We start from the raw sequence: 13,544 nt of genomic DNA, 5'->3' as shown, positions 1-13,544 counted from the left end.
TCAGCTCTCCGTGCTCTGCGGTTCGGGTGCAGGCGCACTCTCGGCCGCGGCATTCGCCGTGTTTTCTTCGGCGCCCGCGGCTCGTCCAGCCTCAGTGCTGGTGGCCGTGGTACCCGATGCGCCGCTGCGGCGTGGGCGGGTGCCCGACGGCCGTTCGCGGCGCGGACGGTCGGCGCCCGCCGGTGCGGCAGCGGCCAATTCGCGTTTGCCGCCGACGATGTCGCCCTTGTAGATCCACACCTTCACGCCGATCCGGCCGAAGGTCGTCTTGGCCTCGTACAGGCCGTAGTCGATGTCGGCACGCAGGGTGTGCAGCGGGACCCGGCCCTCGCGGTAGAACTCCGAGCGGCTCATCTCGGCGCCACCGAGGCGGCCCGAGCACTGCACCCGGATGCCCTTGACGTTGGGCTGACGCATCGCCGACTGGATGGCCTTGCGCATCGCGCGACGGAACGCCACCCGGTTGCTCAGCTGCTCCGCAACGCCCTGGGCCACCAATTGTGCTTGCGACTCCGGGTTTTTGACCTCGAGGATGTTCAGCTGCACCTGCTTTTTGGTCAGCTTCTCCAGGTCCGCGCGGATCCGGTCAGCCTCGGTGCCGCGGCGGCCGATCACGATGCCGGGACGCGCGGTGTGGATGTCGACCCGGACGCGGTCGCGGGTGCGCTCGATCTCCACGTCGGCGATGCCGGCGCGCTCCAGACCGGTGGACAGCAGCCGGCGGATCGCCACGTCTTCCTTGACGTAGTCGGCGTACTGCTTGTCGGCGTACCAGCGGGACTTCCAGTCGGTGGTGATCCCCAGCCGGAAGCCGTGCGGATTGATCTTCTGGCCCACTAGTCTGAGCCTCCCTTCGCGTCAGAAGTCTCAGACGTCTTGGCTTCGGCTTGCGGCGCAGCCTTTTTCGCGGGCGCCTTCTTGGCGGCGGGCGCCTTCTTGGCGGGCGCGGTGGTCTTCGGGGCCGAACCGGCCTTCTTGGCCGCGGAATCCGGACCAGCCTTCGCGGCGGCCTTGCTACCCTCGGCGCGCCGGGCGCGCGACGACTTCGAAGAATGCTGGTCCTTGCTTGGGCGACTTTCCACCACAACGGTGATGTGGCTGGTCCGGCGGCGGATCCGGAACGCACGACCCTGGGCGCGCGGACGGATGCGCTTGGCAGTGGGACCCTCGTCGGCGTAGACCGAGGCAACCACCAGGGTCGCCGGGTCCAGGCCGTCGTTGTTCTGCGCGTTGGCGGCGGCGCTGGCGATCACCTTGGCGACCGGCTCGCTGGCAGCCTGCGGCGCCCAGCGCAAGATGTCGAGCGCGTCGGCCACCGACTTGCCGCGCACCAGGTCGATGACCCGGCGCGCCTTGGTCGGCGACACGCGCACGAAGCGTGCCACCGCCGTGGCAGACGGAAATTCAGTAGTGGTGGCGCTCATCGCCGTTTGGCCTTCCGGTCGTCCTTGATGTGCCCCTTGAAGGTGCGCGTCGGCGCGAACTCACCGAGCTTGTGGCCGACCATCGCCTCGGTGACGAACACCGGGACGTGCTTGCGACCGTCGTGCACCGCAAAGGTGTGGCCGATGAAGTCGGGAATGATCGTCGAACGACGCGACCAGGTCTTGATGACCTGCTTGCTGTTCTTCTCGTTCTGCACGTCCACCTTCTTGAGCAGGTGGTCGTCGACGAACGGTCCCTTTTTCAGGCTGCGTGGCATTGCTACTCCTCGACTTCAGTCATAGGCGCGATTCCTTCTCATCGCGCTGCGCGCTCTGCATCGTCATCACGCGCTAGCGACCGTGCTTCTTGCCGGTGCGCCGGCGTCGGACAATGAGCTTGTTACTGGCCTTGTTCGGCTGACGGGTACGGCCCTCAGGCTTACCCCACGGGCTGACCGGGTGGCGACCACCAGAGGTCTTACCTTCACCACCACCGTGCGGGTGGTCGACCGGGTTCATCACGACTCCACGGACGGTCGGGCGCTTGCCCTTCCATCGCATACGACCGGCCTTGCCCCAGTTGATGTTCGCCTGCTCGGCGTTGCCCACCTCGCCGACAGTTGCGCGGCAGCGCACGTCGACGCGGCGGATCTCACCGCTGGGCATCCGCAGCGACGCGTAGGTGCCCTCTTTACCGAGCAACTGGATGCTGGATCCGGCCGACCGCGCCATCTTGGCGCCACCGCCCGGCCGCAACTCCACGGCGTGGACCAAGGTACCGGCCGGGATGTTGCGCAGCGGCAGGTTGTTACCCGGCTTGATGTCGGCGTTGGCGCCGGACTCCACGACGTCGCCCTGCGAGAGACCAAGCGGGGCAATGATGTAGCGCTTCTCCCCATCCAGGAAGTGCAGCAGCGCGATGTTGGCGGTGCGGTTCGGGTCGTACTCGATTTGTGCGACCTTGGCGTTGACGCCGTCCTTGTCGTTGCGCCGGAAGTCGATCACCCGGTAGGCCCGCTTGTGGCCACCGCCCTTGTGACGAGTGGTGATGCGGCCGTGGGCATTACGTCCGCCATGACCGTGCAGCGGGCGCACCAACGACTTCTCCGGCTCCGTCCGAGTGATCTCGGCGAAGTCGGATACGCTCGCGCCGCGACGACCGGGGGTCGTCGGCTTGTATTTGCGAATTGCCATGTCTTATCAGGTCTTTCTCTCGCGCGCGGCTAGGCCGGTGCTCCGAACAGGTCAATCGGCTTGCTGCCCGCGGCCAGGGTGACAATCGCGCGCTTGGTGCCCTTGCGCTTGCCGAACCCGGTCCGGCTGCGTTTCCGCTTGCCCTGACGGTTCGCGGTGTTCACCGATGCGACCTTGACGGAGAAGATCTTCTCGATAGCGATCTTGATCTGCGTCTTGTTCGAATCGGGGTGCACCACAAAGGTGTACACGTTGTCGTCGAGCAGTCCGTAGGACTTCTCCGAGATGACCGGAGCCAGGATGATGTCGCGTGGGTCAGTGACGGTCGCCATCAGGCCGAAACCTCCACATCGTTGTTGTCAGCCCCATCGTTGTTTTCTGCACTGCCCGTTGCGGCCGCGATGTAGGCGTTGAGCGCCTCGACGCTGAACACCACGTCGTCGGCACGCAGCACGTCATAGGTGTTGAGCTGACCCGGCGCCAGGATGTGCACACCTGGCAGGTTGCGCACGCTCTTGGCACCGGCCTCGTCGGTGCTGCCGATGACGACCAGCACCTGCTTGCGATCGGTCAGCGTGTTCAGAAATGCCTTGGCGCTCTTGGTCGACGGAGTCTGACCCGACACCAGCTCGGTCACCGCGTGGATGCGGCCGTTGCGGGCCCGGTCGGACAGCGCCCCGCGCAACGCGGCGGCGATCATCTTCTTCGGCGTGCGCTGGCTGTAGTCGCGCGGCTTGGGGCCATGCACGGTGCCACCACCAGTGAACTGCGGAGCACGCGTCGAACCCTGCCGCGCACGTCCGGTGCCCTTCTGCCGGTAGGGCTTGCGGCCACCACCGCTGACCTCGCCACGCGTCTTGGTCGAGTGCGTGCCCTGGCGAGCCGCCGCGCGCTGCGCGGTGACGACCTGGTGCATCAACGCGATATTGGCTGGGGCGTCGAACAATTCGGCGGGCAGCTCGATGGAGCCGTCGACCTTGCCGTCCGGCGTCTTGACGTCAATCTTTACCGCTGCCATTACTTCTCACCTCGTTTGATCGCGGTGCGAACCACAACGAGCCCGCCGGTGCGGCCGGGGACCGCACCCTTGATCAACAGCACACCGTTCTCGGCATCGACCTTGTGCACCACCAGGTTCTGCACGGTCACCCGGTCGTTACCCATCCGGCCCGCCATCCGCGTGCCCTTGAAGACGCGCGCTGGAGTGGCGCAACCGCCGATGGAACCGGGACGACGGTGCACCGCCTGGGCACCGTGGCTGGCGCCCTGGCCACGGAAGCCGTGGCGCTTCATGGTGCCGGCGAAGCCCTTGCCCTTGGAGGTACCGGTCACGTCGACATAGGCTCCGTCGGCGAAGATCTCCGCCGTCAGCTCCTGGCCGACCTCGTACTCGGCGGCCGCCTCGGGATTGTCCAGACGCAGCTCAGCCAGGTGACGGCGCGGGTTGACGCCCGCGGCGGTGTACTGCCCCGTGACGGGCTTGTTGACCTTCCGCGGGCTGATTTCGCCGTAGGCCAACTGCACGGCGCTGTAGCCGTCGAGTTCCGGGGTGCGGATGCGCGTGACCACGTTGGGCCCCGCCTTGACCACCGTCACCGGCACGACCCGGTTGTTCTCGTCGAACACCTGCGTCATGCCCAGCTTGGTACCCAGAATGCCTTTTCTTGCCATGAGTTCGCCGGTCCCCTACTGGATGTTGACGTCGACACTGGCCGGAAGATCGATACGCATCAGTGCGTCAACGGTCTTCGGCGTCGGATCAAGAATGTCGATCAACCGCTTGTGGGTGCGCATCTCGAAGTGCTCCCGCGAGTCCTTGTACTTGTGCGGGGAGCGGATGACGCAATACACATTCTTCTCGGTCGGCAGCGGCACCGGCCCTACGACGCTGGCACCCGTACGGACGACGGTCTCGACGATCTTGCGCGCCGAGGCGTCAATAGCCTCATGGTCGTAGGCCTTAAGCCTGATGCGGATCTTCTGTCCCGCCACGCTTCTCCTACCCTCACTCCTCTGGAGGCCCGGATGTCCGGGCCTGGTGCCCCCGACGCGCCGACTCGACCCGGCCCGTCTGGGGCCGATCGAGCGCCGCGCCGGATACTGCGCCGCTGTTTACCTGTCGTGGTTCACCGGCCCCCGCGGTCGGGCGTGTCACCCTCACGCAGCCTTGTTCGCGGCCAAAAATAGTCGCTCCAAGGATGGGACCGGACGCGCCCGTTTGGGCGCTGGTCGTATGCCCGGCCAGGCGCGAACCCGGCTCAAGGCAACCCGAACAGTATGCCCTAGATCATGGCCCAAACAAAATCCCGCAGAATTCTGGTAGTGGGTCAGTTTGAAGCGATGTAATTCTGGCACTGGTCTGCGGTGATGGGATGATGGACGGTATGGCTGATCGGTCCCGGAAGCGCCCACGCGACCTTAATTCTTTGGCGGCGTCCATCGTCGGCGATGCGACCGACGAGACGCCCGATAGGTATACGTATCGGGTCGAGTGGTCCGACGAAGACAACGAATGGGTCGGCTTGTGCGCAGAGTTCCCGTCGCTGTCGTGGCTTGAGGCCGATAAGTCGAAAGCACGCGCCGGTATCGAACGTCTGGTGGAGAACGTCGTTGCTGCCGATAAAGACCCAGCGGCTGTCGCACTGGGCCGCAAGGGTGGCTTGAAGGGCGGCAAGGCGCGAGCAGACAAGCTGACGCCCGAGCAGCGGTCCGCTGCCGCCAAAAAGGCGGCACAAACGCGCTGGTCAAGAGCGAACGACCGATAGCCCTCCTTTGCCTGGGGGCATCCCGCCGACTTCTCGGTAGTCGTCCTCAGCGGATAGCCGTATCGCCTCCAGTAGCTCGGCGTGGGTGTAGTTGTGATCTTCCAGATGAACTTGGATAGCGCGATTTAATAGCGTCGGCATTTCATCCTTGAGTGGATAGGGTTCGGCTGCGTTGTATCCGCGAGCACTGTATTGCTTATAAAGCCGCATAGCATATTCTCGCGTGATAGCGCCCACTGATTCGGCCCGACGAATCAACGTCTTTATCGAAACACGCCAGTGCATCTTGAGACGTCCAGCATTTTCAATCGTCAAACCCTTGAGGTCGGGCTTTATCGTTGCCGCTGGAGTCAGGAATTCTGCCGCGAACTCATCGGCCTCGGCTTCGATGTCGCCAGCGGTGGGAAATCCATGCATTACAAGATGGCCGAGTTCATGTGCAATGGTCCATCTCAAGTCCGCCATTGGGATTTCGGAATTCAGATAAAATAGAGGATGACTGCGACTGGTCCAGCAGCTCATTCCAAAGAGTTTTCGGTGCCCGAACGGCGCCGTGACGATCACCCCACCAGCCGACTCAATGAGGGCGACCATGTTCACTATGGGACCGTCAGGGACGCGCCAAGCTGTCCGCAGCGCCCGTGCGACCAGCGCGGGCGACCCGAATTCATCAACATCAAGCGTATGGAACTGTCTCGGCCCAATGACTTCGATTCCATGCAAAATGTGGTTCACGTTGATATTTCTAATATGCATAGTCGCATTTACGCGGCTCAATACCTTTGCCGGTAATGTCTTGCGCTTGCGATGGTAAAGGCATGTGCTTGTGCCATCGCGCAAAAAACCCGGCTCATAAAAGAGCAATGCCGGGTAATCCAGGAACCGAGCGATTTTCTCCACCTGCTCTTCCCCGAGATTTCGGAGATCATTCTCCGCCTTGGAAATGAGCTCCTGACTTACTCCAGCACCATCCGCGACCTGTTTTTGACTATGACCACGACTTTCGCGCGCCAGTATGAGGGCTTGAGAGTTGACCCTTTTGTCCATCATCCCTCCGAGCTGGCGTCAGGGCGCTGCTTGTCCTCCTTGGCGGATCGGACGACCGTTGCGTCCAGGGTCCAATTGGGGTCGACCGGCAGCGACTCGAAGTTGCCGAAGCCCTCGCCACTGTCACCCCAGACAACTAAGCGCCAGAGAATTGTTTTTCCGAAGTCGCACTGCACCGAAACGGTGCCCAGCTTGCCGTCGGCGTCGAGGGTGTACCCGCAAGTGACGAAGGTTGGCGGCTCGGGCATGCCGTCCAACGCGAACTCGCGCATGACCTCTTCGTCGTACTGCTGCACCGCCAAGCGCCGTTGAACATCCGTGGCGACATTTCGCGGCTGCCCCGCGGCAGTGAGCTTGTAACGCACCAGCATTCCTTGGCCGACGCCAACCGTGAAGAACTCCAGCCTGGAGTCCATCTCCCGTGCGAGGCCCTTCACGTCGTCGCGTTCAAGTGCGCGCCGAACCTCGCGCACGGTCCAGTCGTGGATCATCCCGGCCCGAGTGGTCGCGGTGATCGCGGACGCGTCCGCGGGGTTCTCGGTCTCGAAGGTGTTCCATGTGCTGACGGCAGCCTTGCGCGGCTGGACCAGTAGAGCGTCGGCGATGGGCGCTAGCAGCTCCCGGGCGTTGTCCAGATTCATTAGTGGCACGAGACCATGGTATCCGACAAAGCGGAAACTGGGGTACGTTTTAGTACACGTTTTATATTGACTCATCGTAGAGCGGTCACGCATAATGGTCAGTATGGTCAACAGGCTCTCCACGGACAAGCGGGCACAGATCGTGTCGTGCTTGTGCGAGGGCATGAGCATCCGCGCCACCGTGCGGGTGACCGGGGCCGCGAAGAACACCATCACCAAGTTGTTGGTGGACTTGGGTGGGGCCTGCGCCGAATACCAAGCCGCAGCGCTATTTGACTTGCCCTGCACGAACGTTCAGTGCGACGAGATTTGGAGCTTCTGTTACAGCAAGCAGAAGAATGTGCCCCAAGAGCACCGCGACGAGTTCGGCTACGGCGATGTGTGGACGTGGACGGCGATCTGCGCCGACACCAAACTCGTCCCCTCCTGGCTTGTGGGTGAGCGCAGCGCATATGACGCCGAAGTGTTCATCCGGGACTTGGCCTCTCGACTCGCCAACCGTGTCCAGCTCAGCACCGACGGTCTACGGCTGTACGTGAATGCAGTGGAGAGCGTGTTCCACGGTGACATCGACTACGCGCAGCTGCACAAAATCTACGAGTCGCCCGACATCGAGTTCAACGAACGCCGCTACAGCCCCGCCGTGTGCACCGGGATCGACATTCGGAAGGTCAACGGCAACCCCGACATGGACAAGGTCTCCACCTCGTACGTGGAGCGCCAAAACCTCACCATGCGAATGGGCATGCGCCGATTCACCCGCCTGTCCAACGGTTTCAGCAAAAAAGTGGAGAACCTCGCGCACGCGGTGTCAATGCACTACATGTTCTACAACTTCGCGCGGCCCCACACAACTCTGACCAAGGCTGCTGGCGGTCGTCCCACGACGCCCGCAATGGCAGCCGGTGTTGCCGACCGTGTCTGGATAGTCCGCGACATCGCCGCCCTACTCGATTAGATTAATTGCCGAGTATGCCTGTGATTGGGGCTACCTTCAGACCCTTTTCGGCAGTCAAATACATAATTGCGGCATCAATCCGATCGATGTACTCGTCTTCGCGATTGCACCATAAAGCTCCTGCCAAATCTACGCCATCCGCCCAAGTTACCTCAGCTTGCGCCCGAACAAGTTCTAAGATCAGTTCGCCATCCACACGAGTTTTCCAATTCTCTGGCAATGTAATGAATTCGCCACTCTTAACTGCCCACGGACTCGGGTCAGAGAAAGGTTCCTTGTCCGCGTCAACGATGATGCCAGCGCGCGATAGGATCAGTAGCGCAAATCCCTCAAGCTTGCGCCAAGGGTACTTATCTTTGGGAAGGTCTCTATTAGATTTTCTAAAGAATGTATCGGGAGCGTCCTCCCGCGTGCGCTTGATGGCCTGCTTAACTACTACGCCTGCTGGGCGCTCTCTTGCGCCTACCTGCGCAGCAAGAATCTCTTCGAGTCGCTCCAAGAAGAGCTCACGAACATCACTAAATAACCCGATTCCGTCCATGAGAATGCTCTGGAAGAGATCCGACCGACGCTTACCGGGCGCTTCTATCGATTCGACTACGACATCTGATCGAGATGCGGTTGTTGAGTCGCCCTTGAGTCGTACACGAACTGACGGCTCTCTTCCGATCTGATCGATCATTCCCTGCTCTTCGGCATTACTCAACAGGATCGTCATCAGGTTTGGAGTGTCGGCACCGGGTAACCCGCTCTTTGAGTCAAACTTATGGCTCTTCGCCTTCAGCAGATTGCGAATTGCTGCTTTATATATCGGTTCTCGAGTAGCGCCGCTTTCGGTCAGCACCTCGCGGAGATATTTAAGGGCCTCATCGAGCTCAATTAACTCGTTAGGCCACTCGTCAGTTCGGCGTGCGCGCGGTACGGCTGGCAACAATCGAGCGCCGGTTTGGAATGCGATGTGAGAGCCCAACCCTGTGAGTTCAGGTTCCTCACGCCGCACCACGCTCCGGTGAAAGGAATATACGGAGATCGGGGCATCATCGGTGGACAACTTTCGTACGGCAGTCGCAATAGCCGACGCCACGCTGGGCGGGTAACCGTCGGATTCGATGAAATTGATGTCGGCGTCGGCCGGGACAGCTTCGCGCTGCGGTGCATACCCGATCAAAGTGGTTGGCTGGCCTGCACTAGCCGTCAGAGCAGCAAGAACAAGCTCAGACTCCGTGCCCGGATTCGCCCGAGTCAGGTCGAGGATAGTCGTCGGCATGTCAGAAACAATAAGATGGATCGGGCCGCCCCGTAGCTAAACCGGGGCGGCCCGAGTCTCATCTTCTAGATGGAAGCTGCTTACGCAGCTCCATCACCTTTCACCGCGACATTGGCGGATAAGTTAGCTGCTCTCGCTATTCACCGGTGTGCAGGAATTCCTGCACGACCAAGATGAAGAGAGCGATCACCAGGTGGCCCGCATATACGGGGGCGAACACCATCGTGATCACAAGCGCCGCGGCCGCACATGCGGCCAGATATAGGCGTTTGCTCATTCCCTTGTCCTTTCGATCTCGTTCGAACGAGAGTCGATGCAGGGAAGAACGGAGGCATGATGCCGGATGCAAAGCTACAAAGATGCCAGATGCAGATGTTTAGATGTGAGCAGCAAGACGCTGGAAGCTGGAAGCAAAGGCAGGACAAGTCAGCTCCGAAGAGCCCGTCAGTGGCTAGGATACACACAACATCGCCGGGAGTAAACCGCTGTTGCCCTGGGCGGCGTGCATACTAGTGCTTCGAGTCTATCACCCAGCTGTCGGCGCTAATCGATCTCGCCGTGCGCGTTGAGCAGTCGAATTCCCAGCGTTCGGGCCATGAGCCGGTGAGGTCTCCGTAGCAGCAGAAGCGGATGATCTCACCCGTATCGGAGGTGAACTCCGCACCAACGGCGAAGATCACAGCGTAGCGCGCCGAACCCCGCCAAACCCATTCACGCTATGCGCTAGTCAGACGCCGGCTGGCCTGCTTTGGTGCCGCGCGCCACGCGGCGAGCCGCCCGGCGGTCCTTCCTGTGTGACCGCCGCTTAATCACCTTCCGAGCACCAGCGCGGCGCATAGACGTCAGGACGTGACGCCATCCCGTGAAGGCGTCGAACTCATCGTTGGTCGTCTTGTGCTCGCTACGCATAACCCCTCAATCGTAGATGGGTGTTAGTCTGTTCGACTTCGCTCGCAGCGGAGTTCCTGATAGGTGCCCGCATGTCTGCTCACCATCCGTCGCGCTCTTGGCGCGGCTGCGCAATGTGCAAACCACACAAACGACGCGGTGCCGGTCGGGCCGCTAAAGAACCCACCGCAGTGCTACGCAAGCTCGGCAAGAAACGCCGCGTCAGCCGCCGCGACCTCGGCACGTAACACGCACCGCCCGCACCGGCCGACCTGGCCCTTCAAACTGACCCACTACCAGAATTCTCGGTCAGAATCTCGCGACCAGGTCAGATAGGCGATTTCGAATAACTACAACGGCAGCGGTCCTGCGCCGACGGCGACCCGGCACCTAGCGTCAGTTTTGGGGGCACGAATTCGGGCCGGGGGACCATGAGCACACCCGTTGGGTACGCGGCCGCGAGGGGGCTGAACTGATCGCCACAACGTTCGTCGGAGGGCTCAAGCACCTGCCGATTCGATACTCGCTGCGCTAGCCCTGGCCTGCGCGCGCTGAACGTGCAGGAAACCGTCGACCGCCGCGAACGCGCATTCCCGATAGTCGAAATCCGGCAGCGTAGACAGACGCCCCAGCACCAGCGGGCCGATCAACAGGGCGATAGCCCGGGATCGGTCCACCTCGCCGAGTTCCGCGGCCTGCGGGCTGTCAAACAAGGCGTCGAACGGCGCCGCGTACTGCTGGGCGATGCGTTCGCGAAGCGTGCTGATCGCCGGGCTGTCGGTGCAACTGTCGTGGTGAGGTTCTGGCAAACCTTCCAGGTCACGACCCAGGGCTAACCAGGACATGGCAGTCATGAGCGCGGGCGCTTGGGCCACTGATTCGGCTTGGGCAAGCACCAGGGCCACAAGCCGATCCCGCAGCGAGCCCTCGTCGGGCGGTATCGGGGACGGCGGTATCAGGCTGTTGAATGCCGCAGCCAGCAAATCATTGCCACTCGGGAAGTGGCGATACAGGGTGGCTCTCGCTACGTTGGCGGTACGGGTGACGGCTTCCACGGTCACCGCACTGGGCCCTCCGGAGTTCAGCAGCGTCGCGGCGGCTTCCAGCAACCGAGCCCGCGACCGCGCGGGGCGGGGATCCGTACTTCCCTCGGTGATTGTGACTCACCTCCCTGTTTAGAAACAAGACCGTCGGTCTATCTACGAGACTATTGGTCTCGAAACTTCGCACGCCCCCGAAGGGAGGCGCATCTCATGGTCGATGTCTTGATCCGGCCTGACCAGCGTACTGATGCAGGGAACATTGGCGGTAGCCCGCGCGCGCGAGTTTGGACCCTGGCGGTCGCCTGCATGGGGGTCGCCCTGGTGGTCGCATCCATGACCGCCCTGAACACCGCGCTGGGTGACCTCGCGGTGGCGACCTCGGCGACGCAGTCGCAGCTGAACTGGATCGTTGACGGATACACCGTGGCGTTGGCCTGCCTGCTGCTGCCGGCCGGGGCGATCGGTGATCGTTACGGCAGACGCGGCGCGCTGCTGACCGGCCTGGTGGTGTTCGCGCTCGGCTCGGCGACGCCGGCGATCTTGCACGCTCCCACGCAAATCATCGCGGGGCGCGCGGTGGCCGGTGTCGGCGCCGCGTTCGTCATGCCCGCGACACTGTCACTGCTGACCGTGGCCTACCCGAAGGACGATCGGATGAAGGCCGTCGGGATCTGGGCCGGAACCGCGGGATCCGGCGGGGTCTTCGGCTTGATCGGATCCGGCCTGCTGCTGCGCTTCTGGGATTGGCACGCGATCTTCTGGTCACTGGGCATCGCCGGGCTGGTGATCTTCGCTCTGGCGTGCACCGTCTCGCCGTCGCGCGACAACAACGCTCCCCGCATCGACGCACTGGGTGCGGTCCTGATCGGTGCGGCCGTCGCGATCGCGGTGGCCGCCATCCTGGAAGCCCCCACTCGCGGCTGGGACGATCCCCTGGTCTGGGGCGGGATGGCCGCCGGGGCGGTCATTGCGGCACTGTTCGGTTTCGTCGAATTCCGCCGGCGGCAACCGCTTCTCGACGTGCGGTTGTTCGCCGACCCTAACTTCGCCACCGGGGTGGCAGCGATCGTCGTTCTGTTCGGCGCGACGTTCGGGTTCTTCTACATCGGCATGCAGTACGTCCAGCAGATCATGGGCTATTCACCGCTGACGACGGCAATTGCCTTCGGCCCCTTCATGATTCCACTGGGCATCTTCTCGGCGTTGTCATTTTGGTATGTGCCGAAGCTAGGGCTGCGGCTGGTGCTGTTCATCGGCACACTGCTGATGGCTGTTGGTTTCGCCTGCATGTACACCCTCGACCTGCACTCGAGTTACTCCCAGTTCGCGTGGCCGACGTTGATTCTGGCCACCGGCATCGGGATCTGCACGGCACCAACGACTTCGGCGATCATGGGCGCGGTTCCCGACGAAAAGCAGGGCGTGGCCTCGGCGGTGAACGACACCTCGCGCGAGATGGGCGGGGCATTGGGCATCGCCGTGGCGGGTTCGATCCTGGCCGGACGCTATTCCCACGAGCTCGCGCCGCAACTGGCGAGCTTCCCGCCGGCGGTGCGGGGCCCGGCCACGGACTCGCTGGCCAAGGCCGTCGAGGTGGCCGGGCAGCTCGGACCGCAAGGAGCCAGGCTTGCCGAGCTGAGCAAGACCGCCTTCCTGTCCGCTATGCATGCGTCAACGATCGTGATGGCCGTGATCGTCGCGGTGATTTCGCTGCTGATCGGGCTGTGGGCACCAGGCCGGGACGGAAGGCAACTGCGCCTGGTGCGCCCGGCCCGGTACCGCCGGCGTCGGGCCGAAGCAACGGCGGATCAGACGATCGCGCACCCGGGCGTCCATCACGACGGGGCCGCTCGGTAGCCGCCGGACTGCCGAAATGATTGCGGGCTCACCGGCCGATCACCACGCTAGGCACGCGGCCGAAATACCGGGCAGCAGAACGAAAGACACACAATGCCGGCGCCTAAGACCGCGATCCCTGCGCTCCGCTCCGGTGGCCGAAATTCACCCCTGAGTGGTACTTGAAACGACCAATTCGTTCTGGTATCAGAGATATATATCGACAGGGACAGGTCATCTCGCAGGGTGAGGTGGATGTGATGTTGATGGGTACTGACCCACGCAGGCAACGAGTACGTCGGTCGTCACCGGCGCCGCGCGCCGTTGCGCCGGCCAATGTGTCGTCGCTGGTCTGCTTGTCTCGGTGGACAACTCGCGCTGCATCGATGCCCATGTCGGATCGGCCGGTGATCACGTGACAGTGACGATTGAGCCGTGCTGCCCGGCGATGATGGAGGCGGCGGCCATAGTGGAGGCCGAG

General features: G+C 62.7%; 16 protein-coding genes. 3 read left to right on the top strand and 13 right to left on the bottom strand.

The window, feature by feature from the left end:
- From rpsC to rpsJ, 8 genes are all read right to left on the bottom strand, one after another.
- Complete coding sequence (gene rpsC, locus MJO58_RS04800; protein WP_090600419.1) at positions 1–837, bottom strand: 30S ribosomal protein S3; 837 nt, start codon at positions 835–837, stop codon at positions 1–3.
- Complete coding sequence (rplV, locus tag MJO58_RS04795) at positions 837–1,424, bottom strand: 50S ribosomal protein L22 (protein ID WP_239722148.1); 588 nt, start codon at positions 1,422–1,424, stop codon at positions 837–839. The genes rpsC and rplV overlap by 1 nt, the downstream gene beginning before the upstream one ends.
- Positions 1,421–1,702 (bottom strand): 30S ribosomal protein S19, encoded by a 282-nt coding sequence (gene rpsS, locus MJO58_RS04790; RefSeq protein ID WP_025738376.1) that lies wholly within the window; start codon positions 1,700–1,702, stop codon positions 1,421–1,423. Before rpsS ends, rplV begins: the two co-directional genes overlap by 4 nt.
- Positions 1,703–1,775: 73 nt before the next feature.
- Positions 1,776–2,618, bottom strand: a complete 843-nt coding sequence (gene rplB / locus MJO58_RS04785; protein ID WP_090600413.1) for a 50S ribosomal protein L2 — start codon at positions 2,616–2,618, stop codon at positions 1,776–1,778.
- A gap of 29 nt (positions 2,619–2,647) precedes the next feature.
- Positions 2,648–2,950, bottom strand: a complete 303-nt coding sequence (rplW, locus tag MJO58_RS04780) for a 50S ribosomal protein L23 (RefSeq protein WP_090600410.1) — start codon at positions 2,948–2,950, stop codon at positions 2,648–2,650.
- Positions 2,950–3,636: a 50S ribosomal protein L4 gene (gene rplD / locus MJO58_RS04775; RefSeq protein WP_090600406.1), complete on the bottom strand. Its 687-nt coding sequence runs from the start codon at positions 3,634–3,636 to the stop codon at positions 2,950–2,952. Before rplD ends, rplW begins: the two co-directional genes overlap by 1 nt.
- On the bottom strand, positions 3,636–4,289 hold the full coding sequence (rplC, locus tag MJO58_RS04770) for a 50S ribosomal protein L3 (RefSeq protein ID WP_036466700.1): 654 nt from the start codon (positions 4,287–4,289) through the stop codon (positions 3,636–3,638). Before rplC ends, rplD begins: the two co-directional genes overlap by 1 nt.
- A 15-nt stretch (positions 4,290–4,304) precedes the next feature.
- Entirely contained in the window at positions 4,305–4,610 is a 306-nt protein-coding gene (gene rpsJ / locus MJO58_RS04765) for a 30S ribosomal protein S10 (RefSeq protein ID WP_003873519.1), read from the bottom strand.
- A gap of 434 nt (positions 4,611–5,044) precedes the next feature.
- Between rpsJ and MJO58_RS04760 the strand changes: the two genes are divergently transcribed.
- Positions 5,045–5,383: a hypothetical protein gene (locus MJO58_RS04760; protein ID WP_239722147.1), complete on the top strand. Its 339-nt coding sequence runs from the start codon at positions 5,045–5,047 to the stop codon at positions 5,381–5,383.
- Here the strand turns inward: MJO58_RS04760 and MJO58_RS04755 are convergent.
- Both MJO58_RS04755 and MJO58_RS04750 read right to left on the bottom strand, forming a co-directional pair.
- Positions 5,363–6,433: an ImmA/IrrE family metallo-endopeptidase gene (locus tag MJO58_RS04755; RefSeq protein ID WP_239722146.1), complete on the bottom strand. Its 1,071-nt coding sequence runs from the start codon at positions 6,431–6,433 to the stop codon at positions 5,363–5,365. The genes MJO58_RS04760 and MJO58_RS04755 overlap by 21 nt on opposite strands.
- The gene (locus MJO58_RS04750; protein ID WP_239722145.1) at positions 6,430–7,080 is read right to left on the bottom strand and encodes a hypothetical protein; all 651 of its coding nucleotides are present in this window, start codon (positions 7,078–7,080) and stop codon (positions 6,430–6,432) included. The genes MJO58_RS04755 and MJO58_RS04750 overlap by 4 nt, the downstream gene beginning before the upstream one ends.
- A gap of 94 nt (positions 7,081–7,174) precedes the next feature.
- Here MJO58_RS04750 and MJO58_RS04745 point away from each other — a divergent pair, with 94 nt between their 5' ends.
- Positions 7,175–8,029 (top strand): glycosyltransferase family protein, encoded by an 855-nt coding sequence (locus MJO58_RS04745; RefSeq protein WP_239722144.1) that lies wholly within the window; start codon positions 7,175–7,177, stop codon positions 8,027–8,029.
- Between the two features lies 1 nt (position 8,030).
- Here MJO58_RS04745 and MJO58_RS04740 read toward each other — a convergent pair whose 3' ends face one another.
- From MJO58_RS04740 to MJO58_RS04730, 3 genes are all read right to left on the bottom strand, one after another.
- Entirely contained in the window at positions 8,031–9,296 is a 1,266-nt protein-coding gene (locus MJO58_RS04740) for a hypothetical protein (protein ID WP_239722143.1), read from the bottom strand.
- 136 nt (positions 9,297–9,432) lie between these two features.
- Entirely contained in the window at positions 9,433–9,573 is a 141-nt protein-coding gene (locus MJO58_RS04735; protein ID WP_239722142.1) for a hypothetical protein, read from the bottom strand.
- Positions 9,574–10,684: 1,111 nt separating this feature from the next.
- On the bottom strand, positions 10,685–11,293 hold the full coding sequence (locus MJO58_RS04730; RefSeq protein WP_259608743.1) for a TetR/AcrR family transcriptional regulator: 609 nt from the start codon (positions 11,291–11,293) through the stop codon (positions 10,685–10,687).
- A 144-nt stretch (positions 11,294–11,437) separates the two neighbouring features.
- Between MJO58_RS04730 and MJO58_RS04725 the strand changes: the two genes are divergently transcribed.
- Positions 11,438–13,084 (top strand): MFS transporter, encoded by a 1,647-nt coding sequence (locus MJO58_RS04725; RefSeq protein WP_090600388.1) that lies wholly within the window; start codon positions 11,438–11,440, stop codon positions 13,082–13,084.
- The last annotated feature ends 460 nt before the right edge of the window (positions 13,085–13,544 follow it).

It is taken from the genome of Mycobacterium lentiflavum, assembly GCF_022374895.2.
GTDB classification, from domain to species: Bacteria; Actinomycetota; Actinomycetes; order Mycobacteriales; family Mycobacteriaceae; genus Mycobacterium; species Mycobacterium lentiflavum.
Note: the sequence above shows the minus strand (reverse complement) of the source record. Positions and strands in the feature narration are given on the sequence as shown.